We start from the raw sequence: 23,921 nt of genomic DNA, 5'->3' as shown, positions 1-23,921 counted from the left end.
CCACATTTTCCTTTTTTTCTAATCACGTGACAGTTGTACGCTGTCTCCTGCATTTAAAACTTGAACTTCCGCTGATTTTACTAGTTCCTTGAATTTATTTGGATCCTGTTTAATTGGTGGGAAAGTATTGTAGTGAATTGGTACAACTATTTCTGGTTTTAATAATTCCACAGCATAGGCAGCATCCTCTGGCCCCATTGTGAAATTATCTCCAATAGGTAGGAAAGCAACTTTAATGTTATTTCTATCACCGATTAACTTCATATCTCCAAACAAAGAGGTATCCCCTGCATGATAGATTGTCGCTCCCTCTACTGTAAGTAGTATTCCAGCAGGCATTCCAGTATAAACGGATTGACCATCTTCCTTCGTATATGAGGAGCTATGGAATGCTTGTGTAAATTTTACTGTACCAAATTCAAATTCTCTGGAACCACCTATCCCCATTGCATGCACTTTAACACCTTGAGATTCTATAAACTCTGCAAGCTCAAACGGTGCAACTACTAACGCATCGCTTCTTTTCGCAATCTCAACAGTATCCCCTACATGATCATTATGTCCATGTGTCAATAGAATGACATCAGCCGTTACTTCCGAAACCTCTAAATCAGTTTGTCCATTTCCATTTATAAAAGGATCAATTAATATTGTATGTGTATTTGTTTGAATTTTTACTACTGAATGTCCATGATAACTGATATTCATGTTGTCATCTCTCCTTAAAAATTATTATACTTCTTAAGTATTGATTCTACGTAGATGCGATAATTCCTTTATTCTGCTATCCTTAATTTATAAATATAAAAGAGGTGTTAGTATGAATCAAGTCGAAAAAATCCAAAACTTTTTACAAACAAACAATATGGAAGCAGCCTTCATTACCACTCCTGATAACGTATTTTACTTTACTGGTTTCCGCAGTAATCCGCATGAACGACTACTTGGTGTCGCTATTTTTAAAGAAGCAGAGCCGTTTATCATTTGTCCGCAAATGGAAATCCCAGATGCAAAAGCTTCCGGCTGGAAAGGTCAAATTGTTGGACATCAAGATACAGATAACGCATGGGATATTGTTGTCCAAACAATGAAAGAAAAAGCAGAAGATATTACAACGCTAGCAGTTGAAAAAGCCCATTTAACAGTAGAAAGATTAGAAGCTTTAATCGAAAGAATTCCCAACTTACAAGTTTCTAGAATTGATGAGAAAATAAACGATCTTCGTGTGATAAAGTCCGAAGAGGAATTAGAAAATATGCGCAAGGCTGCTGAACTTGCTGATTTCGCAATTGAAGTTGGATGTAAAGAAATTGCAGAAGGTAAAACGGAGTTAGAAATATTAAACGCAATCGAACTAGCTGTGAAAGAAAAAGGCGCTGCTCAAATGTCTTTCGATACAATGGTATTAAGCGGACCAAAAACTGCTTCTCCACATGGTACACCTGGAGAGCGTAAAATTCAAAAAGGCGACTTTATCTTATTCGATCTTGGAGTAGTTTATAATGGTTATTGCTCAGATATCACACGCACAGTTGCTTTTGGTGAACCAACAGCTGATAAACGAGAAATTTATGAAACAGTTCTACGAGCAGAAGAAGCTGCTGTACAAGCTGTAAAACCAGGAATTACTGCGATGGAACTGGATAAAATAGCTCGGGATGTCATTACAGACGCAGGCTATGGAGAGTATTTCACTCATCGTTTAGGACATGGGCTTGGAATTTCTGTACATGAATTCCCATCTATTACAGGTGTCAATGAGATGAAATTAGAAACTGGTATGGTATTTACGATTGAACCTGGTATTTACCACCCAGAAATAACAGGTGTTCGCATTGAAGATGACGTTGTTGTAACAGCAGACGGCGTAGAAGTTTTAACAAAGTTCCCGAAAAAATTACAAATAATTTCTTGATGAAAAAGCACTCTTCCATGGGTGCTTTTTACTTTCCTAACAAATATCCTAAAAATGCAAACACTAATCCCCCACTGTAAGTAATAACAAAATATATTAACCACTTTCGAGGATACTTTTGAAGGATGAGCAGCTCTTTATGAAGTGTAGAAAAAGTGGTAAAAGCTCCTAGAAAGCCAGTTCCAATTAACAAAGTATAAATATCCTTTAATCCTACACTCAAAATGAACCCAAGGAGAAAAGATCCAATCAGATTAACTGCAAGTGTTCCAAGAGGTAAACGATCTTCTTTCGTTTTGTTCAACTTCTGAGAGGTATAATATCTAGTGATTGCACCTAAAAAACCTCCAGCTCCTACAGCAAGAATATAATAGACATTCATTCGACCACCTCTTTTTTCCAACCTAAATTACTCATGAAAATACCACCGACTATACTTACAAGAATATACACAAAAGCAAGCAACACTTCTCCTTGCTCAAATAAGTGGATAGTTTCTACACTTAAAGTAGAAAAGGTAGTAAAAGAACCTATAAAACCTGTACCAATTACAGTCTTCAACTTAATTGAAAAATTAGTGATTCTAGAACTTAAATAAGCTAATACATAACAACCAACTAGATTCACGAATAATGTTGCGAACGGAAAGGATGAACTTGTATAAAAGAAGATTCCTACTAAATAACGTGAAATGGCCCCTAAAGCTCCAGCTAAACCAATATATAAATAAATCAATTGCACCCACTCCATCTTGCCACAAAATTAGAAATCACCCAAATCTTTAAACAGAGTTGGGTGATAGTATGTCCTACTATTAATTCAAAAGAGTTGCAACATCAACATAAGGTAATCCTTGTGCTTCAGCAACTGCTTTAAATGTTACATGACCTGCTAGTGTGTTAATACCTTTTTGTAATGCAAGGTTATCCAAACAAGCTTGCTTATAGCCTTTATTTGCTATTTGAAGCGCATAAGGTACTGTTGCATTGATCAAAGCCATTGTAGATGTTCTAGGAACTGCTCCTGGCATATTCGCAACAGCGTAATGTACTACCCCATGCTTTTCATATGTTGGATTATCATGTGTTGTAATACGGTCAGAAGTTTCGAAAATACCACCTTGGTCAATAGCAATATCAATCACTACAGAACCCGGAGACATAGATTTAATCATTTCCTCAGAAACAAGCTTCGGTGCTTTTGCTCCTGGAATAAGAACTGCGCCAATGACTAAATCTGCCTCTTTTACCGCTTCTCCGATATTATACGGATTAGAGATTAAAGTTTGTACTTGGCTACCAAACAAATCTTCCAATTGACGAAGACGATCAGGATTAAGGTCAATAATTGTCACTTGTGCACCCATTCCTAACGCAACTCTAGCTGCGTTTGTACCAGCAATTCCGCCTCCTACTACAGCTACCTTCGCTCGAGGAACACCTGGCACCCCACCAAGTAAGATTCCTTTACCACCATTAATTTGTTCTAAATATTGAGCACCAATTTGAGTTGACATACGTCCTGCTACTTCGCTCATTGGTGACAGTAATGGAAGAGTATTATTAGGAAGCTGAACCGTTTCGTATGCTATAGCAGTTACTTTCTTTTCTAGAAGTACTCTTGTTAAATCATCTTCAGGCGCTAAATGTAAATAAGTAAAGAGAATAGATTCTTCTCGTATAAGATCAAACTCAGCATGTGTAGGTTCTTTTACTTTCATAACCATTTCTTGGTTCCAAGCCTCTTGCGCTGTTTGAACAATGGTTGCCCCTGCGTCTATATAATCCTGATCGGTGAAACTAGATCCTAATCCTGCTCCTGTTTCAATATATACTTCATGATTATAATGCGTGAAACTTACTACCCCAGCCGGCGTCATTGCCACACGGTTTTCATTGTTTTTCGTTTCTTTCGGAATTCCAATTCGCATTTCTATATCCCCCTATGTAATCCGATATTGTTGAATAAATGATTCGACAAGCCAAATAAATCACTTTCGACAATTCCATTCTATCATTTCTATATTCATAATGCTTCAATAATTTAAATTATATAAGTACGAACTTATATTATCTAAATTATACCACTAAAATTTCACATTAAACGCTCTAGAAACTCATTATACACTTGTTAATTTTTGGTACGCTTAGACAGGAATAATTAATCCATCATCTCCAAGGGATAAGTACCATGTAATGGTGTAGAACTCGTTAAGTTCACTTGACGAAAAATTAAATAATGAAAGTAAGCAGGAATATGTCAATAAATATCGAAATATATATGTATAAAGAATAAGGAGGTTTTTATTATGTCATTAAAATATAAACAAATTCTAGTTGCTGTAGACGGTTCAAAAGAAGCGGAATACGCATTTAAAAAGTCAGTTTCTATCGCAGCAAGAAACAGTGCGACATTAAATCTCGTTAATATTATTGATACAAGATCGTTTGCTGCCATCGAAGCTTATGACCGTTCTATAGCTGAGCGGGCACAATCATTTGCAGAAGAATTGTTAGAAGGTTATAAAACAGAGGCACAGGCAGGCGGAGTTCAACATGTAAATATCATCGTTGAATATGGTTCTCCTAAAACGATGATCTCTAAAGACCTTGCTAAAAAAGTAGTAGCAGATTTAATCATTTGTGGTGCTACTGGTCTTAATGCTATGGAAAGATTTTTAATCGGAAGTGTTTCTGAGTACATTGTACGGTCTGCAACATGTGACGTACTGGTTGTTCGTACGGAAGAAATTCCAGACTAAGAAAAGCACGTCAAACATTTTAAATACTCGTAATTAGCTAGAAGGTAGCCCTGCTTTAGGGCTACCCTCTTATTTTGCATTTTCTTCTTGCCATATGTCCACTTTTTGGAAAAACAATTCCATCGCTTCTTTATTGGTCATATTCGGAACTTTTGCAAGTAATACTTCACGTGGGGCTTTCAATTCTTCGCTTTTCTTTTGCAAAATCAACAAGCTTTTCTCTTGCCCTTTCGTTTTAAAAATCGAAGTTGGGAATTGAATGACCGCTTGAATCCATCCGTTCTCCTTAATAAACTTATGAAGCTGTGGCGCTTGCTTAGATTCAAAGATAGTGTTTGGCACTAAAAAGTACAAGTATCCACCTGGTTTTACATGCTTCATCGATTGTTCGATGAATAAATGATGTGCATAAGACATTTCCTCTGTACTATGCAAAAAATAGTCCTGTGCTGTTTCAGCATCTGGATAATACCCAACAGGTAGATCACTTACAACTATATCGACGGGATCAATTAATAATGGTTTTAAGGCATCTTGACGGAATAGCTGAATATCATGATTAAGCAATTCTCCAGTTTGAGCTGCCAGTTGGATTAATAGTTCATCGATTTCTACACCGTAAGCATGATTCTCAAAAGGTAATGCATTCATTACGGTATATAGTAAATTTCCCGTTCCAAACGCGGCATCCAAAATTGACAATTCTTTCTTGTCCTTTGCTACTACTTGGACAAAATAACTTACTAACAGTCCAATGGCATCTGGTGTCATTTGATGATTTACTTGAGAACTTGCTTTCATTCCTTTTAAAATCGCCAATTGAATCGCTTTTCGAATTTGTTCTTTTGTTGGATTAGTTATTGCAGGTACTTTTTTCTGTTCTAACCACAATTCTAATGCGTATACTACCCCTTCTAAATAAGTAGCTGATTCTTGTTCTTCTATAAAGGTGCTTTCTTGATCGATAAACGTAAAAATTTGTTCTACATTTGTGTGCATATATACATCCCTCAAATAAAACCCACTAAACTAGAATTAGCAGGGAGCTTAAGCTCCCTGCTAATTCTTTGTCCAAGACAAAATTGATGGAATAAGTGGGTTTGTTTTTTTATTATTTTGTTGCTTCTTTTACTGCTTCTAATGCTTTATCATAGTCTGGATGATTTGTTCCTTCGCTAACATATTCCGCATAAGTAACAACATCATTTTTGTCCACTACGAATACAGAACGAGCTAGTAAACGTAATTCCTTCATACCAACTCCAAACGCTTCTGCGAATGAAAAATCGCGGTGATCAGAAAGTGTTTGAATAGCGTCCGCAGCGTTTGCTCCGCACCAACGTGCTTGTGCAAATGGTAAGTCCGCAGAGATTGTTAAAATCACCACATCATCACCTAAACTAGCAGCAGCTTGATTGAATTTGTTAGTTTGCGTTGAACAAACACCTGTATCTAACGATGGGACTACACTGATTAAACGTACTTTACCTGCAGAATCTTGTAGCGTTACTGGTGATAAATCATTTGCTAACACCGTAAAGTTTGGTGCTTTCTCTCCAACTACTACTTCTTGACCAACTAAAGTTACTGGATTGTTTTTAAATGTTACTTGAGCCATAATTATGTAGCCTCCTTTTTCATTATCTTCATCTTACTAGAATACATTCTGTTCTTGCAACTCTTTTGCAACAGAAGTATGTTCCTGTACCAGTTTTTCTTTTTTATCATAAACTGCTTCATGAACGACTAGCGTATCTGCGATAAAATCATGAATTGCTTGTTTTTTTGGAGTAAACGCGACCGCTATATATGGTAGACTCAAAGGAATCGTTGAGATAAGTCTACCTATCCATTCTCTAAAGATTACCGTACTCCATGTAAGTTTAACTCCATTTTTTGAAATAACTCGGATACCAAATATCATTTTCCCAACTGTTTGAGAACAAAATTTAGTCATCAGCACAAAATACGCATAAAAAAGAAATGCTGTAATAAGGCTAAAAGGCGCGTACCAAACTGGATCATTAAGTTCCAAGGAGAAAAGTCGGAACACAGGCTTGATGATCAACATACCAACAGAAGATAATATAAGGATATCTACCGTATAAGCCCAAAATCGAATCCAAAAACCGGCAGCTTTATGTTCATATTGCTCTGTTCGATTTACGACCGCTTGCTCGAACACTGGTGCCTTTTCTTGCACATTTTGTTCATCTGGCTGTATAATCTCACTCATTTAGACCCCTCCTTAATTATTTCCGTATAAGTACATCATTTTAGGTGCACTATTATCTGCGATTAACTTACCAATTAGCTTCGTCTCAATGTCCACCCCTAATAACGATTGTGCTTTCATCGCAAATAATGAACCAAAGCTCTGCGAGTAACCATATTCAAACACTTCCGCGTTTTCTAAATCGTAATCTGTTTTAATAGCAGCAACAGCATCATCTAAAAATCCAATTTCGTCAGCAAGTCCTGCGTCAATAGCTTGGCGACCATTTACGATACGACCATCTGCTACTTTTTTCACTTCAGCTTCTGTCATATTTCGACCTTGTTCAATAATGTCTACAAAATCTTCGTATGAATCATTTAACATTTCTTGCAGCATATTTCTTTCTGCTTCTGTCATTTCTCTAGTAGGACTCATAATGTCTTTATAAGGACCCGATTTAATCGTTACAAACTCAACACCGTATTCTTCAGCTAACTTTCCGTAGTTAATACTTTGCATAATGACCCCGATAGATCCTGTCATCGTTTCCTTATTTACAAAGATTTTATCAGCTGGTGCTGAAATATAATATCCACCCGATGCTGCCATGCTACCCATCGACACATAAATTGGTTTTTCTGTTTCCTCTTGTATTTCCCTAATCTCGCGGTAGATTTCTGCTGATTCAACTACTCCCCCACCTGGAGAATTAACTTGGAGCACAATTGCTTTTACCGTGTCGTCCGTTTTTACTTGTTCTAATTGCTGTAAAAACACAGAATGATTATATCCTTCTGTTGCAAAAAGGGAAGTAGCACTCCCAGTATCTTGTATAACCCCATCAACCGTTAATAGTGCGATACGTTCGTTCATACTACCTTCTTCTAATACCGTCTCGAAAAACTCGGAACTCGAAACAGCAGCAAATTCATCTAACATAGCAGTCCAGTCCTTTGAAAATATACTAGACATCGTATTGACGAATAGGGAAATGACTAATAATACGGCTGCACCCAAAATAGCAAGCCAACGTTTCATATTCATTTTATATTCTCCTCCTTTTGTTCTCTCTTTACTTACGTAAAAAAAATTCAAATGTTTCATAAATCGTTAAAATAAATACTATTTACGTTTCCGTACTTCCATAATTTTCGATACAGTGAACAATATAAGCGCGCACCAAATAAACGAAAAGGATAGAAATTCGATTTTACTAAACTGCTCTTTATAGATGATGACACCGATTAAAAGCATAAGCGTTGGTGCTATGTATTGTATAAATCCAGACATGTACAATGGAATATTCTTTGTTCCTTTAGCAAACAAGACAAGTGGAACAGCAGTTGCAACGCCTGTCAACAAAAGCAATATTACTGTCAGAATATCCGTTGAAAAAAATACTGCTTTCCCGGTCGCGACTAAGTAAGCAAAATAAATGAGTGCTACTGGTAGGACAAAGAAAGTTTCTATCGTTAATCCTCTTAGGGCATCCACTTTTAATGTCTTTTTAATCAATCCATAAAAGGCAAATGTTATTGCCAATGAAAAGGAGATCCATGGTACTTGTCCATAAGAAATGGATAATATGAGTACACCAATAGCTGCAATAACTACTGCTAACACTTGAGCTCTTGATAACTTTTCTTTTAGAAAGACAATTCCAAGTACCACAGAAAGCAGTGGATTTATGTAATAACCTAAGCTTGTTTGAACTATGTATCCCGCATTCACTGCATAGATAAATATAAACCAATTTCCTGTTACTAAATAAGAAGCTAGCACTAAGCTCCAGAAAGCTTTTCTATCCTTCCATAATTCTTGTATATCGTTTACAAGTTGTTTATAATTGCGACCAATAACAACTAGCAACAATGTGAATACGAATGACCAAATAACACGTCCTGCTAAAATTTCATCACTGGACACATGGCCAAGCATTTTCCAAAAAATCGGCATGAATCCCCATAAAACATAAGCGGTTGCGACTATTATTATTCCTTGTTTTTCTTCTTTTTGCACTTCCCCATCTCCTTATTTTTTCCACAAAAAACAATAGATTTATTATATTGCTTTAACAAGTTAAAGTAAACACCAAAACTCTGTCAGAGGAATACAGTCTAAATTTGCGACCGTCTGTAGCTTCGAGCTTCCGCAGGAGTCTAGACGTGGAAAAGCACGAAGAACATTCGTCCTTCGTGCTTCATTTTCACCTATTATCTATAATTGTTCTCGTTGCCTTAACTCGACTCTTCTAATTTTCCCAGAAGTTGTTTTTGGCAATTCTTTCACAAACTCAATTTCTCTCGGATACTTATATGGGGCAGTAATTGTTTTCACATGATCTTGAAGCTCCTTCACTAATTCAGGCGAACCTTCCTTCGAAGGATCTAGTAAAACAACAAAAGCTTTTACAATCGTCCCACGAACTTCATGTGGACTACCAACGACAGCACATTCTTGCACTGCAGGATGTTTTGTTAAAGCATCCTCTACCTCAAAAGGTCCAATTGTGTAGCCGGAACTGATAATAATGTCGTCACTTCTACCCTCAAACCAAAAATAGCCATCCTCATCTTTTTTCGCTTGGTCACCGGTTATATAATAATTTCCTCTGAATTGCATCGCGGTACGTTCGGGATCTTTTAAATATTCTTTAAAAAGAGCTGGAGTTTCAATATGCACTGCAATATCGCCTACTTCACCAGGTGCACAAATTTCCCCAAGATCATTAACAATCTCTACTGTATTTCCTGGTGTTGGTTTCCCCATAGAACCAGGTCTAGCTTTCATTCCTTTCATTGTTCCAACGAGTAATGTGTTTTCGGTTTGACCGTACCCATCTCGCACTTCTAAATTAAAATTGCGCTCAAAAGTTTCAATTACTTCTCTATTTAATGGTTCTCCTGCAGAAACTGCACTATGAAGTGAAGAAAGATCATAGTCGGTTAAGCCGTCTACTTTCGCCATAATTCTATATTCCGTTGGTGTACAACAAAGCACATTTACTTTTTTCTCTTGAATATTTTTTAAATATGTTTTCGGCTCAAATTTACCATTGTAGACGTAGCCAATTGCACCACTTCCAAGAACCGCAAGAAACGGGCTCCAAATCCATTTCTGCCACCCAGGACTTGCTGTAGCCCAAACGATATCTCCCTCTTGTATACTTAGCCAATTTGGTCCTGATGTCCGTAAATGTGCATATGCCCATGCATGCGTATGAACAACACCTTTTGGATTTCCGGTTGTACCACTTGTATATGATATGAATGCCAGATCATCTTTTGTTGTTTCGACTGTTTGGAACACATCATCTTCACTAACTATTTCATCAGTTAAAGATTTCCAACTACCTTGGCCATTTCCAATTACAAATAATAGTTTATCGTCTAAGTTCGATACTTCGTTAAATTGGCTTAAAAATGGTTCATATGCAATAATCGCTTTTGCTCCACTATGAACTAATCTATATTCTATATCCTTTGCTCGCAGCATTTCTGAACTTGGAATAACTACTAAACCAGCTTTTAAAGCTGCTACGTACACTTCATACGCTTCTATTAATCGAGGTACCATTACAAGTACGATATCCCCTTTTTTAAGGCCGCTTCGAGTAAATGCATTTGCAATTTTATTCGCTTGTTGGATTAATTGTTTATATGTACTCTTTTTCGTTTCTCCGTTTTCGGACTCCCAAATAAGCGCTAATTTTTCTTCATTTATACTAAATTTTTCAAACTCACTTACTAAGTTATATTGTGCTGGTGCGATTAGGTCTGATTTATTCAATACTATTCCTCCTTTACATCATACAATTAATTATAAAGGAATTAGTTAGATTGTTAAATATAAAAATAATTTTCTGAATATATGTGTTTATCGGTTTAGGGAAACTTCGTGGTAGTGAGTGGAAGAAAGTGACCGCTTGGATTTAGCACGGGGGGGCTTTGCTTTCCGCGGGCGAGTGACGAAACGCTTCGTCGCGAGCGACTGCAGGGTCTCGTCTGTCTCGCTTTCCCGCAGGAGTCTCGCGCGGCGGCACTATATCCCTCCAATTAGGTAGTTGCAGAATAAATATATCCAATAAATGGATAAGGGCAATCAAAAAATCTCGAAAGCAACCAGTTGTAGTCTGAGAGCAACCAAACGACTGTTGAGAGCAACTAGTTCTAGTCTGAAAGCGACAAAATTACTCCTGAGAGCAACCATTTTTTCATAAGGCAAGTTTACTTGGAGTGAGACGCTTATAATAATGGTGTGTCGTTTGGGGTTTCTTAATAAAAAGCATCAGCTTTACTGGCTTTGTCACGTTCAGCAGGTGTTCTGTTCGTGTTCGAGGAGGAGTTTGTCGCATTCACAGCATCTTATGTCGTGTTATACCATTTACTGGTATTTAATAGTTAGAAAACTTCTGAAGAAGTTTTAATGTGCGACCGAGGAGGCTCACCGCCCGCCTCGCGGAAAGCGTTCTCCTGAAGCGAAAAGTCTAGCGTTTACCTAATAAGATTTCTCACTTCGCAGTTTCCCTAAGCCGTTCATGTCATACAACAAAAAAACCGGTAGCCTAAGCTACCGGTTTATCTGTTTTATTATTTATTGAAACCGTTCATTTGTGATTGAGCTTGACGCACTAATCGCTTTGTGATTTCTCCGCCTACGGATCCGTTGGCACGCGATGATGCATCAGCTCCTAATTGTACTCCAAACTCTTGAGCAATTTCATATTTCATTTGATCAATCGCTTGTCTTACTCCAGGAACTAAAAGTTGATTTGAGTTGCTGTTGTTGTTGTTTGTCATGTCTCTCACCTCCTTGTGAAATTAGAATGGTCTTTTTTTCGAATTTCATGCACGGAGGAAGAGAGGTATATTTTGTTAATTTTTAAAGCAGGTTTTCAAAGTCATTTTTCTTTTTTGTAGGAAAAGAAAGAACTTCTCTATTTTCTACAGCCTCTTTTATTAAATCATCGTAATCCTTAAAGCTCTCGTAGTATTCTACTTTCTCCAACTTAGGTTTTGTTTTAGGGCAAGAAGGAGTGAATATAGTACAACAATCTTCATATGGCAAGATAGATGTCTCATAAGTCCCTATTTCCCGGGCAATATCTATAATATCTAATTTGTCCATAGAAATGAGTGGTCTAAAAACCGGTGTGGACGTGACTGCATTAATAGCAGTTAAGCTTTCGAGCGTTTGGCTCGCAACTTGACCTAGACTTTCACCAGTTACAATTCCTAATGCGCCAATTTCTTCACGTACAATTTCTGCAATCTTTAACATCATTCTTCTTGTAGTAGTCATGGATACATTTTCTGGAATTTGTGCTGCTATACTTTGTTGGATTTCCGTAAAGGGAATGATATGCAGTCGTACAGTTGCTCCGTAATGACTTAATTGGTTTGCTAAATCCATTACTTTTTCTTTTGAACGCTCACTTGTAAACGGCGGACTATGAAAATGAATGGCATCTAATCTAACTCCACGTTTCAAAAGCATATATCCCGCAACTGGACTGTCAATTCCACCGGAAAGCATTAAAAGCGAGCGACCATTTGAACCAAGTGGCATACCGCCAGCACCAGGAATTACTTGCGCCATCATATATACAGCATCCGCTAATACTTCAATTCGTAAGTCTATTTCTGGTTTTTTTAATTGTACTTGCAAAGATGGAAATTGTCTTAAAACATGACTTGCTACTATCTTTTGCAATTCATACGTATCCAGTGGGAACCTTTTATCAGAACGTTTTACTGTTACACGGAATGTTTTGTTTTCACTATCTAAGCTTTCCATTATTTGAAGAGCAGTTGCTTGAATATCCTCTAAATCCTGCGAACAAGAAGCAACAGGGCTAAATGACTGAATGCCGAATATTTTTGGTAGTCGTTTTATTAGTGCTTCGATCTCTTTATCGTCTGTTGAAGTTAAGAACATCCGATCTCTTTCTGCTTGTACTTTAATATTTGGTAAATCTACAAAAGAAAATTTTATGTTGTTTCGAAGATGTGATATAAACTGTTTTCTATTTCTTCCTTTTGTTGATAACTCACCATATCTTACTAATATTTTTTCCCATTTCATCAAAACTAATCTCCTTTAATAACATTCATTACATGTGTAAATACTATTTTAAACTGATCGATTTCTTCTGGAGTATTGAATGAGCTAAAACTTAAACGAATAACTCCTTTTATATACTCATCTTGTATATGCATTGCTTTTAATACATGGCTTGTTTTTGTATTTCTGGATGAGCATGCACTACTTGTAGAAACTATAACATTTTTTTGCTGTAAAGCATTAATCAAAACCTCTCCTTTTATTTTTCGGACAGAAAAAGAAACAATATGTGGTGCTCTATTAGAAGGCGAGATTATTTTAATAGCAGGAAATGTCTCTAAAAAAGGAATAAGTTCTTCCGTTATTTCTTTCATCTTTTTTGCATTTGATTCCAAGTGATCGTGTGCAAGCCTTATAGATTTGGCAGTGCAAACCGCTAATGGTACTGGCGTTGTTCCACTGCGAATACCATATTCTTGACCGCCTCCAACAAGCATCGGTTCCACTTCAATAAATGTTTTTAATGCTAAAAGACCTGAACCTTTTAAACCATGAATTTTGTGAGAAGAAATGGTGATTGCATCGACATCCATTTCTGCAAAATCTACAGGCATCTTGCCAAAGCTTTGCACCGCATCCATGTGGATTAGCGCTCGACTAGTGTTTCTTATATAAGCAATAAGATCCTGGATTGGTTGAATCGCTCCTGTTTCATTGTTCACATGCATGACACTTACTAAAACTGTATCATCTCGTAAAAGGCCTTTTAGCGCATCTATTATTATTACACCGTCCGAGTTTACCGGAATCCACTCAACTTCAAATCCATTTTTCATTAGTTGTTTTGCCGCTTCAAGTACTGAAGGATGTTCAATTTCTGAAACAAGTACATGTCTTCCACGGTTTTTATATTTATTTGCTAAGCCAAAAATCGCTAAATTATTGGATTCCGTTCCACCAGATGTAAAATAAATCTTGTCGCTAGAAGTATGTAAAATTTCCGCTACTTGTTTTCTAGCTGTTTGTAATAATTCGTTTGTTTGATGACCAAATTCATGTATAGAGGCTGGATTTGCCCAAAACTTTTCGTTTACTGCCACAAATGTGTTCATCACTTCGGGATGCACTTTTGTCGTAGCACTGTTATCAAAATAAATCACTGTAATTCCAACTCCTTTTCGGAAAAAAACCACCATCACTTTTATAGTGAGGTGGTTCACGTTTGTATACAAAAGCCATTAGTCGTTTCTAGGATCTAATGCGTTAGACTTTCTAGTTATGTACGCCAGGCCTCTTCTTTAACAATTACTTCGATTTTCTTTAATGCGCCTGGTTCTACTTCCTCAACAGCTGTAGCTGCATCTTCTAGCGCTTTTGCATATCTAAGTTGTCTAAAGGCTTCCTCTGCTTCTAATAAGCGCGCATGTATATGGGGATGGCTTGTACGATAACGATTGCCGTATTGTATAATTTTTTCTGTTAGCAATACATTTTCTAACATTTCTTTTGCCCGTTTATGCACTTCTTCCATGCAAGCCTCTGCTTTTTCTAAATAATTGTCTACCAACGTCATATTTAGCGGTACTTCTTGAAGGCTTTGCATTGCAACATAAATATGTTCCTCTGCTTCTTCTAATCGAACATCCATATCTTCAGGAATCCCTGGAATATTCGCTTTTTGTAACATACGATCTGTGTCATGCAAAATATGTTTTAATTCATCTAGTTTTTCACGTGCTTTATTTTCATCAATTCGAAGATTTTTTAAACGATCCGCAAAACGATCCTGTTCTTCATATAAGCGGTCTAGCTCTTCTGCTATTTCGTTTAGTTCTTCCTGTAAGCTAGAATAAGCAGATTGCTCTTCTTCTACTCGTGATGAAAGTAAGTCGAACTTTTTCGCTAAATCTTCCAATTCCTTCAAACAGCTTTGTGGAATTTCTGCCTCTTTTTCTGGTAAGCGGTAGCTTTGTTGAACATAAGCAGCTTCTGCGCTCACTGCACGAGTAACCGTAGTTACTTCCTTTAGACGGCTAGCTGTATGATCTTTATGTTGATCTACATATTTCTTAGCAAGTACTTCTTTTTCTAATAAATCATAGAATGTTTCCATCTCATCTTTGATTTCTTCTACTCTAATAATTGTTTTATCAACTTCAAGGTCCACAATTGCTGCCTTTAAGTCAACTAACTCCGCTTCTATTTCTTCTAATTTTTTCGTCATTTCAAGATGCTGCAAGTAATAAGAACTTTCTTCCATTTCTTTCTGACCATTTCGTAATTCATGAATCGTAGCGGGTATTTTATTTTGTATTTCTGAAAGTATAGTTGGAATTTCATGTAGTTTAGGAAAAAATTCTTTCCCCTTTTCTTGCAAAGTAATTACAATTTCGCGTGCACTTAAATAGTTTCCAGTCTCTGTCAATTTATCAAATTCTTCAAAATCCGGTATAAATGATTCTAATTCTCTTTCTAATGCTGGAAGTGCATCTCCGAAAGAATATTGATGTGCAAGCAATGTCTTCCTAGCAGCACGATGCTGCTCTTTCAACTGCTCCATTTCTATTCTGTTTTTTTCTTCACTTCCGATTAGTTCTTCCAGTTCTTTTAGAATCCCAGACATTTTTTCGTCACAAGAAGAAATTAATACTTGAATTTCTTTTTCAATTTTAGAAGCTTTGGGAAATATAAACTTGTCTATATTTTCTTCAGCATCAAACAAAAGAACATCGATTTTCGGCATTTGAACATCCATTACTTCCGTCCATGTATTTCTCCATCTTTCAAACATTTCTTCTGTTTGGCCATTCATGTTCAATTGTTTTACTTTTGTCATTTCTTCTAAAATTGGTTTGTTTTGAATTTGATGTTTTTCATGCTCTAAACGTTCAATCTCTGTATTATGCTTTCTTCTTATGATAAACGCAAAAACTGCAATTACTAAAAGTATAATGACTGCTGGGATGATATACTTCATCGTAAGCCCCCTGTTCCAAATCAAAAAATTCTAATTCAAATGTTACTCTATATATTACCATGCTTTTTATGTTATTGTTTCATAAAACAATAGAAAAGCAATGAATTATTTAAAATAATGATATTTCAACGACAAGGAGGCAGATTTTCTTGAAAAGGATGGTCATATTCATACGCCCTATTGCCCACATGGAACGCTTGACCCCTTCCATCTATATATTGAAAAAGCAATTCAAAATGGGTTTCATGAAATTACATTTACCGAGCATGCCCCATTACCCAATGATTTTATCGATCCAACACCCGACAAAGACAGCGGAATGGATTTCAACCAACTCGAATCGTACTTCACCGATTTAAATCGGTTGAAAAAACAATATGAAAAAGATATTGTTATATCAACAGGATTGGAAATAGACTTTATCTCCGGTTTTGAACAAGACACCATTTCTTTTCTAAATACATACGGTATGTATTTGGATGATTCAATTTTATCGGTACATTTTTTACCTTTCCAAAACACCTACACATGTATAGATTATTCTAAATCTACTTTTTTAGAGTTTATTAAACATGTGGGAAGTCAGGAAGCTGTGTATAAATTGTATTACAAAACATTAATGGATTCAATAACGAGTCCTTTAGGAATTTATAAACCGAAACGAATAGGTCATATTACGCTCGTACATAAATTTCAGCATGCACTTCCCGAAAAAGTAGATGATCACAAAGAAATCATTTCTATTTTATCTGAAATGAAAAACCAACAGCTTCAATTAGATGTTAATAGTGCTGGTCTTGCAAAGCCTTATTGTTTTGAGAGCTATCCTGCACCACCTTATATTCAGTTAGCTAAGCAGCTTGAAGTTCCTGTTGTTTTTGGATCAGATGCCCATAATGCAGAGGATCTGCATCAATTTTATAAGGAATTAAAACTATATTTGTAGAATGGAGATTAATAATGTTTACAAAAACAACTTATTCAGAAGATTTAACAGCAAATTATACAATGTTATCAAAACAATTAGATGCACTTTTAACAGGAGAAACTAATGCAATCGCAAATTTTAGTAATGCTTCTGCTTTACTAAATCAGTTTTTTGACCAAATTAACTGGGTTGGTTTTTATTTGATGGAGGATGGCGAATTGGTATTAGGACCATTTCAAGGCTTGCCCGCTTGTGTAAGAATCCCTGTAGGTCGGGGGGTATGTGGCACTGCCGCGCAAAAATTAGAAACTATTATCGTTCCTGATGTTCATGCTTTTCCAGGTCATATAGCTTGCGATGCAGCTTCACAATCGGAAATTGTAGTACCTATAGTGAAAGATGGCGTATTGGTTGGTGTTCTCGATATCGATAGTCCTATCAAAGAACGCTTTTCGGAGCAAGATGCAACTGGTTTAGAACAATTTGTTCAAGTATTAGTTAAACATATTTAAGAAAAGCAAGAACAACAGAGGGAGTCGATGCTCCCTCTGTTTTTAAAGTTTTGCAAATGCTTGCTTTAAATCTTCTATTAGATCAATAGAGTTTTCAAGTCCTACAGAAAGTCGAAGTAAACCGTCTGTAATTCCCATTTCCAGTCTCTCTTTTTCCGGTACAACTGAATGAGTCATTGTTGACGGATGCTGAATTAAGGTCTCGGCATCACCTAAGCTTACAGCGATTTTTATTAGCTGTAATTCATTCATAAGCTTTTGTGCCTCTTTCATACCGCCTACAGTAAATGAAATAAGACCACCGCCACCACTCATTTGCTTCTTCGCAATTTCATACTGTGGATTACTTGGATCAAACGGATAATAAATATTTTCTACAGAAGCAACTGTTTTTAGATAAGCAACAAGTTCCTCTGCATTCTTTGTATGCCGATCCATTCGTATATGCATCGTTTTGATTCCTCTAATTAATAACCATGCATCAAATGGTGAAATAATGCCTCCAAAATCTTTTTGAACGGACAACCGGATTTGCTCTATTTCTTCTTTATCACTTCCAACTATGATTCCTGCAATAACATCGCCATGTCCATTAATATATTTGGTCGCGCTATGCAAGACAAAATCGACTCCGAGTTTTAATGGATTTTGTAAATAAGGAGATGAAAAAGTATTATCAACGACTACACGAATACGATGTTTTTTGGCGATTTTCGTAATTAAATCAATATCCACTATTTCCATTGTTGGATTTATAGGTGTTTCTAAATAAATACAAACAGTATTTGGTTTTATCGCTGCCTCAATAGCTTCTTCCGTATTTAATAGCGCTAAATCATGTGAAACGTTATATTTTTCCTTCAATATGTTCAGAAGTCCAAATGTACAGCCGTAAATCCCACGGGTACAAAGAATATGATCACCTGACTTAGTTAAATGTACTAAAATCGCACTAACTGCAGCCATCCCCGATCCAAATGCTAATGCACCTTCTCCATATTCCATTGCTGCCATTCGTTCCTCTAATACGCGAACAGTCGGATTTCCTAAACGAGAATAAACTCCTCCAGTCTCTTCACCGGCAAATCTTCTTGCTCCCTGTTCAGCTGTTTCAAATGCAAATGTAGAAGTTTGATATAAAGGTACTGCTAGGCTGTCCTGATGTTCAGCTGATTGAAAGCCTTTATGAATGTATGCTGTCTCCTTTTGTACTTTTTTATTTTGCATCTATTTACACCCCTTTTGTAAACGCTTACATATAGTTTATACATAATCGACCAAAAAGAAAAGGCATCTCCCTACAAAAGTTGAGATACCTCCATAACACTTAACTGATTTTTCCCTTTGTTTTTTGCTTTATATAAAGCGATATCTGTTTGATGAAAAAGATGGCGATAATCTATATCTTCGCTTTGTTTCCAACTCGAAATACCGATCGAAACTGTCACACTCGGATTTGTTTCAAGTGGTATCATCATCAATAATTGAGAGCAATTTTGGATGCCTTCTTCAAGTGGCATTTGAGCGTAGTATAATGCTAGCTCTTCTCCACCCCATCTCGCACCTATTCCTTTCTCTCCAACTTTTTTCTCTATAATGGATGCAATTTGTTTTAATATTTCATCCCCAATTTGATGACCATACTTATCATTCACTTGTTTAAAATCATCGATATCGATTAACACAAATACTCCACAGTCATCTACTTTCATGGAGCTTTCTACATATTTATCTAAATAATTTCGCGCAAAAAGATTCGTCAAATGATCGCGATTAACCATCTCCTGCAACTTATTGCGGAGTGCAGAGTTACTTATGGCAAGTGAAGAATGCTGAATGAGTGATTGCATTAATTTAAAGGCATCAAACGAAAAGTAATAAGGTTCTTTATGCAAAACTATACTAAAACCCGTTATTGTATTTTGCTCTTTTAACGGAACTGCAATGAGAGAACGATATCCATACTTTAACTTTGTTAGTCGGTTAAAGTCAGCTATAAACAGAGGTTCCTTCACTTTGTTAAAATGATTCGATACATGCTGAATATACAGCTGACCTTCATCTGTATGGAAATAATCATTACTCGCACCAATGATTTTATATTCATCTTTTTCAATAAAAACAAAGCATATTTGCTCCGGCATGAAAGATTTTATTAATTGGTTTCTTAAGAAAACTAGCATTTCATCTAAAGAAATATTCGTATTCAATGTATGTGAAGTTTCGTTTATCAATTGCAAATCTGAAACTAATTTATGTGACTGTATATATAATTTTGCGTTTTCAAGGGCATTTCCCGTTGTTTCCGCTAACGAAGTTGCAAATTCTTTTTGTCTAGTAGAAAAAATATAATCTGTTGGGACAGCAAGTTGTAATATTCCATAAATTCCTTGTTTCCCTTTTATCGGCACATTTATTAATCGTACTCCTAAATCTTCTTCTATTTCTGTAGTAATTTCTCCCGAAACATATGCATCTACTGTGGCTGGTCTTTCAGAAGTGTAGTCAAATAACTTATAAGGAACTGAAGTTTTTCTATCTTGGTCATTCGATAATATTAACGTAGGCTCTATTTGTGGAAATGCATTATTTATAGCGAATAATGTTCCATTTAATATTTCTCCGGAATCTAGCGTGGAGTTAAATGTTTTTGTTACACTAAATAAATGACGAAATTGGTTTTCTTGCTGGACTAATCTAATCGATTGTCTTATGGTTTTCACAAGCTTACTAATCGTGCAAACAAACTCTTTTATATTTTCTGTTTCGGAGAATTCCTTCCATTTCACTGTTGAATCCATTGCGAGCAATCCAATTGGTTTATCATCGTGATCCCTCAGTAAAATTTTAACTAGTTTATTCATGTCATTTTCAGAATCCCAAATAGGATTTTCGGTAAAGTTTCTCTCATCAAAGAATGCTTTTATATCAAGCCATTTAATCGTAGGCATGTTTTTAGTAAAAGCATAATCTTCTCTCAATGGTTTAAATGAATCAACGTCAAAAATTAAATAATGAGCTATCTCAACTCCAAAAAATTCTGACAATATTACTTTTAAGTCATTGAACCATTTTATAGTAGTTCCATTTACAAGTAAATTCTCGTTATAAACATCTAGAATACGACCTTTTAAATGCGTCATTATTGCGTCATTTTTCATGAGTACACCTCTCAGTTTTCTAAGAGCGGATTTGATACTTTTATCACACTTTAATTGTAATTCTATTTGACTATATCCCTTTAGATTTGTCAATTGTTTCTTGTACTTCATAACTGTTCAATCTATTAAAATGAATTTTATTGACTTTCTCCACATAAAACGATACAATCGAATTTGTGTAAAATAAATGCAGCAGTTGTATGGCCTAGATTGCTCATTTTGTTCCTCTTATAGATGGTGTATCCTGTAACCCTCGGCTGCTAGGGCGATGATACATGAAAACAAAATGTCTGCTAGTCTGAATACATCTGGTCTTATTTTACAACAAAATAAAACCAATATAAAGGAGGAGACATATATGTCTCGTTATACAGGTCCATCATGGAAATTATCACGTCGTCTTGGTATCTCACTAAGCGGTACTGGTAAAGAATTAGAAAAACGCCCTTACGCACCAGGACAACACGGTCCAAACCAACGTAAAAAATTAACAGAATACGGTATGCAATTACAAGAAAAACAAAAACTTCGTCACACTTATGGTGTTAACGAACGTCAATTCCGTAATCTTTTTGACAAAGCTGGTAAAATGCAAGGTAAACATGGTGAAAACTTCATGATTCTTCTTGAAACTCGCCTTGATAACGTTGTTTACCGTTTAGGTCTTGCTCGTACTCGTCGTGGAGCTCGTCAATTAGTTAACCACGGTCACGTTATGATCGATGGTAAACGTGTTGATATTCCATCATTCAGCGTAAAACCAGGTCAAGAAATTTCTCTTCGTGAAAAATCTCAAAACCTAGACGTTGTAAACGAATCAATCGAAGTAAACAACTTCGTTCCAGAATACTTAACATTTGACGCTGACAACAAAGTTGGTACTTTCGTTCGCCTTCCAGAGCGTAGCGAATTATCTGCTGAAATTAACGAAGCTCTAATCGTTGAGTTCTACTCTCGTTAATCGAGAAATAGTATTGAAAGCCTTCAAATCTCTGCGAAATCAGGGGGTTGGAGGCTTTTTTCTATTCTATTGTTTATCCTAGAATGGCTTTCACACCCTCTTAAGGGATAATCAGAAAAGGTTTTTCTATATTTTTTCTGCAAACAAAAAAAGCGCCAATCTAATCGAATAGAAAAACGCTTTCTTTCAAGATACATATGTTTAAACTTTTTTCATTCCTTGAATTAAATCCAATAACCGCTGTCTCGTCTCATTTGCTTCTTCTTTTAGTATTTTAAAATCATATCCTGATTTGTCCTCATTCATATGAACTTCTATTAAATCTCCAATTTTTGCATCTATCGTAAACTTATCTTTTAAAATAACTAACTTGTTCGCTTTGTTATTTTTCTCAAATAGAATGACAAAAAAATCGTCGAAGCGATCTAATATGTACTTTTTTGTAGCCATTGCACCCAGCCCCTCGATCCAAATAATTAACCTATAAAATGAAATTACTTACTATTTAAAAATAGTTGAAAGTTTCTCTCCAATTATTATTCTATACTATTTAACGCTTATTTATCATCCTATTTCACATTAAATTTAAAACTTCTTAATAATTTCATGATTATTTCACTAACCAACGTAAATACTAAGAACTGAAATGATTATAGATTGGAGGATTAGCATATGAAAAATCACAACAGCCATACATCGACAAATAAAAAAATGAAAAATACACATGTTAGCCCAAATTTCACTGAACCTGAAAAATTAACAGATCACGAAAAGAAAAAACTTCAAGTAAAAGATGGACAGAACAATCATCATGTAGATGAACGTGGTGGATTCTAACCAATATACTCTTTTTGGTAAAAAGCTACTTCCCTTTATTTATTGGGAAGTAGCTTTCATTTTATCCCGCATTAACGGGCCATAGGATTCCCACTTAATTTATACAAATTTAATCATTTTGTAGTTTTTCTTACCTCTACGAACGATCATAAATTCATCTTCTAAACGATCACTTTCTCCTACCTCATATGCTAAATCGGTAATTTTTTCGCCATTCACGGATATAGCACCATTCGTTACGTCTTCACGTGCTTGTCTTTTAGAAGGAGACACGCTTGCTTCCACGATGAAATCCACAATATTCTTCGCATCTTTTGACATTTCCACTGACGGCACATCTTTAAATGCATCTTTCATCTCATCCGCAGATAACTCTTTCAAATTTCCGCTGAACAAAGCGCGAGATATACGAACTGCTTGTTCTAAAGCTTCTTCCCCGTGGATTAAGCGAGTCATCTCTTCCGCTAATGTTGTTTGTGCTTTACGTAAATGCGGTTCATTTTCAACAGTTTCAGCTAATGCTTCAATTTCATTACGATCTAAGAACGTAAAGATTTTCATGTATTTAATAACATCGGCATCGGCTGTGTTGATCCAGAATTGGTAAAACTCATACGGAGACGTCTTTTTCGCATCCAACCATACAGCACCAGATGCTGACTTCCCAAACTTTGTTCCATCTGCTTTTGTTACTAGTGGAATTGTAATTCCGAAAGCTTTTGTTTCTTCCTCATGCGTTTTACGAATTACTTCCAGACCTGTTGTTATATTACCCCATTGATCGGATCCACCAACTTGCACTTTACAGTTGTACGTATTAAATAGGTGATTGAAGTCAATTCCTTGAATTAGTGTATATGCAAACTCTGTAAAAGAAAGACCAGAATCTAAACGAGAAGCAATGGAATCTTTCCCTAACATGTAGTTAATATTGATAAGCTTACCAAAATCACGTAAAAACTCGATAACGGACATTGGCCCAATCCAGTCATGATTATTTACCATTTGAGCCCCATTTTCCGTATTAAAATCGAAAATGCGCTCCATTTGAGTTTTAATACCTTTTACGTTTTTATCAATCTGCTCCGTTGTTTGTAATACTCGCTCTTCAGAACGACCAGATGGATCTCCAACCATTCCTGTTGCACCACCAACTAATAAAATTGGACGATGGCCATGTAATTGGAAACGTCTTAATGTTAGTAATGGAACAATATGTCCAATATGCATACTATCTGCAGTTGGATCTACTCCACAGTATAAAGAAATCTTTTCACTATTTAATAAATCTTTTAATCCATCTGCATCGGTTTGCTGATAAATGAGCCCTCTCCAGGATAAGTCTTCTAGTAAAGCATTTGTCATTTCAATCTCCTCCTTATAAATAAAAAAAGTCCCTGCACGAAATAAATCATGCAGGGACGCTTAGTTAACAAATTAGCGCGGTACCACCCAGCTTGAAGGAATTCACCTTCCGCTTCAATCACGATATCGTTGTGAAAACGTCTAACTCCAAGCCTGTAATTCGCTCTTTGCACACTGACTAGCTTTCACCAACCGCTAGCTCTCTAAACAGTAAATACAACAA

The 23,921-nt window shown here is 36.1% G+C and carries 24 protein-coding genes and 1 other annotated feature (1 of these 25 only partly in view); of the genes, 6 read left to right on the top strand and 18 right to left on the bottom strand.

The genetic code is table 11. From position 1 onward, the window contains the following. Positions 1-18: 18 nt before the first annotated feature. Complete coding sequence (locus OR571_RS03145; RefSeq protein ID WP_282241387.1) at positions 19-708, bottom strand: metal-dependent hydrolase; 690 nt, start codon at positions 706-708, stop codon at positions 19-21. A gap of 112 nt (positions 709-820) precedes the next feature. Here OR571_RS03145 and OR571_RS03140 point away from each other — a divergent pair, with 112 nt between their 5' ends. After that, positions 821-1,915 (top strand): M24 family metallopeptidase, encoded by a 1,095-nt coding sequence (locus OR571_RS03140; protein WP_282241386.1) that lies wholly within the window; start codon positions 821-823, stop codon positions 1,913-1,915. Positions 1,916-1,943: 28 nt separating this feature from the next. Here OR571_RS03140 and crcB (OR571_RS03135) read toward each other — a convergent pair whose 3' ends face one another. The 3 genes from crcB (OR571_RS03135) to ald form a co-directional block, all read right to left on the bottom strand. Further along, entirely contained in the window at positions 1,944-2,297 is a 354-nt protein-coding gene (gene crcB, locus OR571_RS03135) for a fluoride efflux transporter CrcB (protein ID WP_282241385.1), read from the bottom strand. Then, positions 2,294-2,665, bottom strand: a complete 372-nt coding sequence (crcB, locus tag OR571_RS03130) for a fluoride efflux transporter CrcB (RefSeq protein ID WP_282241384.1) — start codon at positions 2,663-2,665, stop codon at positions 2,294-2,296. The genes crcB (OR571_RS03135) and crcB (OR571_RS03130) overlap by 4 nt, the downstream gene beginning before the upstream one ends. Positions 2,666-2,729: 64 nt before the next feature. After that, complete coding sequence (ald, locus tag OR571_RS03125; protein ID WP_282241383.1) at positions 2,730-3,845, bottom strand: alanine dehydrogenase; 1,116 nt, start codon at positions 3,843-3,845, stop codon at positions 2,730-2,732. A gap of 378 nt (positions 3,846-4,223) precedes the next feature. Between ald and OR571_RS03120 the strand changes: the two genes are divergently transcribed. Then, the gene (locus OR571_RS03120) at positions 4,224-4,676 is read left to right on the top strand and encodes a universal stress protein (protein ID WP_282241382.1); all 453 of its coding nucleotides are present in this window, start codon (positions 4,224-4,226) and stop codon (positions 4,674-4,676) included. Positions 4,677-4,745: 69 nt separating this feature from the next. On the opposite strand, the gene OR571_RS03115 is transcribed toward OR571_RS03120, so the two are convergent. The 10 genes from OR571_RS03115 to ezrA all read right to left on the bottom strand — a co-directional run bounded on the left by OR571_RS03115 (position 4,746) and on the right by ezrA (position 15,934). Then, positions 4,746-5,675 (bottom strand): class I SAM-dependent methyltransferase, encoded by a 930-nt coding sequence (locus OR571_RS03115; protein WP_282241381.1) that lies wholly within the window; start codon positions 5,673-5,675, stop codon positions 4,746-4,748. 112 nt (positions 5,676-5,787) lie between these two features. Next, positions 5,788-6,294, bottom strand: coding sequence for a thiol peroxidase (gene tpx / locus OR571_RS03110; protein ID WP_282241380.1), 507 nt, complete (start codon positions 6,292-6,294; stop codon positions 5,788-5,790). 36 nt (positions 6,295-6,330) lie between these two features. Next, positions 6,331-6,912 (bottom strand): RDD family protein, encoded by a 582-nt coding sequence (locus tag OR571_RS03105; RefSeq protein ID WP_282241379.1) that lies wholly within the window; start codon positions 6,910-6,912, stop codon positions 6,331-6,333. 12 nt (positions 6,913-6,924) lie between these two features. Further along, entirely contained in the window at positions 6,925-7,938 is a 1,014-nt protein-coding gene (sppA, locus tag OR571_RS03100; RefSeq protein ID WP_282241378.1) for a signal peptide peptidase SppA, read from the bottom strand. A 78-nt stretch (positions 7,939-8,016) separates the two neighbouring features. Continuing rightward, positions 8,017-8,913 carry an EamA family transporter RarD gene (gene rarD / locus OR571_RS03095; RefSeq protein ID WP_282241377.1) on the bottom strand — a complete coding sequence of 299 codons (897 nt, stop codon included), beginning with the start codon at positions 8,911-8,913 and terminating at the stop codon, positions 8,017-8,019. A gap of 198 nt (positions 8,914-9,111) precedes the next feature. Continuing rightward, positions 9,112-10,683 carry an acyl-CoA synthetase MbcS gene (gene mbcS / locus OR571_RS03090; RefSeq protein WP_282241376.1) on the bottom strand — a complete coding sequence of 524 codons (1,572 nt, stop codon included), beginning with the start codon at positions 10,681-10,683 and terminating at the stop codon, positions 9,112-9,114. Positions 10,684-11,483: 800 nt separating this feature from the next. Further along, positions 11,484-11,693 carry an alpha/beta-type small acid-soluble spore protein gene (locus OR571_RS03085; protein ID WP_282241375.1) on the bottom strand — a complete coding sequence of 70 codons (210 nt, stop codon included), beginning with the start codon at positions 11,691-11,693 and terminating at the stop codon, positions 11,484-11,486. 82 nt (positions 11,694-11,775) lie between these two features. Then, on the bottom strand, positions 11,776-12,978 hold the full coding sequence (gene thiI / locus OR571_RS03080; RefSeq protein WP_282241374.1) for a tRNA uracil 4-sulfurtransferase ThiI: 1,203 nt from the start codon (positions 12,976-12,978) through the stop codon (positions 11,776-11,778). 5 nt (positions 12,979-12,983) lie between these two features. Continuing rightward, complete coding sequence (locus tag OR571_RS03075) at positions 12,984-14,117, bottom strand: cysteine desulfurase family protein (protein ID WP_282241373.1); 1,134 nt, start codon at positions 14,115-14,117, stop codon at positions 12,984-12,986. 116 nt (positions 14,118-14,233) lie between these two features. Further along, positions 14,234-15,934, bottom strand: a complete 1,701-nt coding sequence (ezrA, locus tag OR571_RS03070; RefSeq protein WP_282241372.1) for a septation ring formation regulator EzrA — start codon at positions 15,932-15,934, stop codon at positions 14,234-14,236. A gap of 166 nt (positions 15,935-16,100) precedes the next feature. Between ezrA and hisJ the strand changes: the two genes are divergently transcribed. Further along, positions 16,101-16,880: a histidinol-phosphatase HisJ gene (gene hisJ / locus OR571_RS03065; RefSeq protein WP_282241496.1), complete on the top strand. Its 780-nt coding sequence runs from the start codon at positions 16,101-16,103 to the stop codon at positions 16,878-16,880. A gap of 14 nt (positions 16,881-16,894) precedes the next feature. Beyond that, entirely contained in the window at positions 16,895-17,374 is a 480-nt protein-coding gene (locus OR571_RS03060; protein ID WP_282241371.1) for a GAF domain-containing protein, read from the top strand. Between the two features lie 42 nt (positions 17,375-17,416). On the opposite strand, the gene megL is transcribed toward OR571_RS03060, so the two are convergent. Together megL and OR571_RS03050 are read right to left on the bottom strand one after the other, a co-directional pair. After that, the gene (megL, locus tag OR571_RS03055) at positions 17,417-18,601 is read right to left on the bottom strand and encodes a methionine gamma-lyase (RefSeq protein WP_282241370.1); all 1,185 of its coding nucleotides are present in this window, start codon (positions 18,599-18,601) and stop codon (positions 17,417-17,419) included. 71 nt (positions 18,602-18,672) lie between these two features. Beyond that, positions 18,673-20,535: a sensor domain-containing diguanylate cyclase gene (locus OR571_RS03050; protein ID WP_282241369.1), complete on the bottom strand. Its 1,863-nt coding sequence runs from the start codon at positions 20,533-20,535 to the stop codon at positions 18,673-18,675. A 358-nt stretch (positions 20,536-20,893) separates the two neighbouring features. Between OR571_RS03050 and rpsD the strand changes: the two genes are divergently transcribed. Continuing rightward, complete coding sequence (gene rpsD, locus OR571_RS03045) at positions 20,894-21,496, top strand: 30S ribosomal protein S4 (RefSeq protein WP_282241495.1); 603 nt, start codon at positions 20,894-20,896, stop codon at positions 21,494-21,496. A 201-nt stretch (positions 21,497-21,697) separates the two neighbouring features. On the opposite strand, the gene OR571_RS03040 is transcribed toward rpsD, so the two are convergent. Beyond that, positions 21,698-21,946: a DUF3006 family protein gene (locus OR571_RS03040; protein WP_142538810.1), complete on the bottom strand. Its 249-nt coding sequence runs from the start codon at positions 21,944-21,946 to the stop codon at positions 21,698-21,700. Positions 21,947-22,168: 222 nt separating this feature from the next. Between OR571_RS03040 and OR571_RS03035 the strand changes: the two genes are divergently transcribed. Further along, the gene (locus tag OR571_RS03035) at positions 22,169-22,333 is read left to right on the top strand and encodes a hypothetical protein (protein WP_282241368.1); all 165 of its coding nucleotides are present in this window, start codon (positions 22,169-22,171) and stop codon (positions 22,331-22,333) included. Positions 22,334-22,432: 99 nt separating this feature from the next. Here OR571_RS03035 and tyrS read toward each other — a convergent pair whose 3' ends face one another. Beyond that, positions 22,433-23,698 (bottom strand): tyrosine--tRNA ligase, encoded by a 1,266-nt coding sequence (gene tyrS, locus OR571_RS03030; RefSeq protein WP_282241367.1) that lies wholly within the window; start codon positions 23,696-23,698, stop codon positions 22,433-22,435. Positions 23,699-23,747: 49 nt separating this feature from the next. Then, positions 23,748-23,921: a binding site (T-box leader), on the bottom strand (it continues 27 nt past the right edge of the window).

The organism is Psychrobacillus sp. NEAU-3TGS (assembly GCF_029955155.1).
Lineage (GTDB): Bacteria > Bacillota > Bacilli > Bacillales_A > Planococcaceae > Psychrobacillus.
Note: the sequence above shows the minus strand (reverse complement) of the source record. Positions and strands in the feature narration are given on the sequence as shown.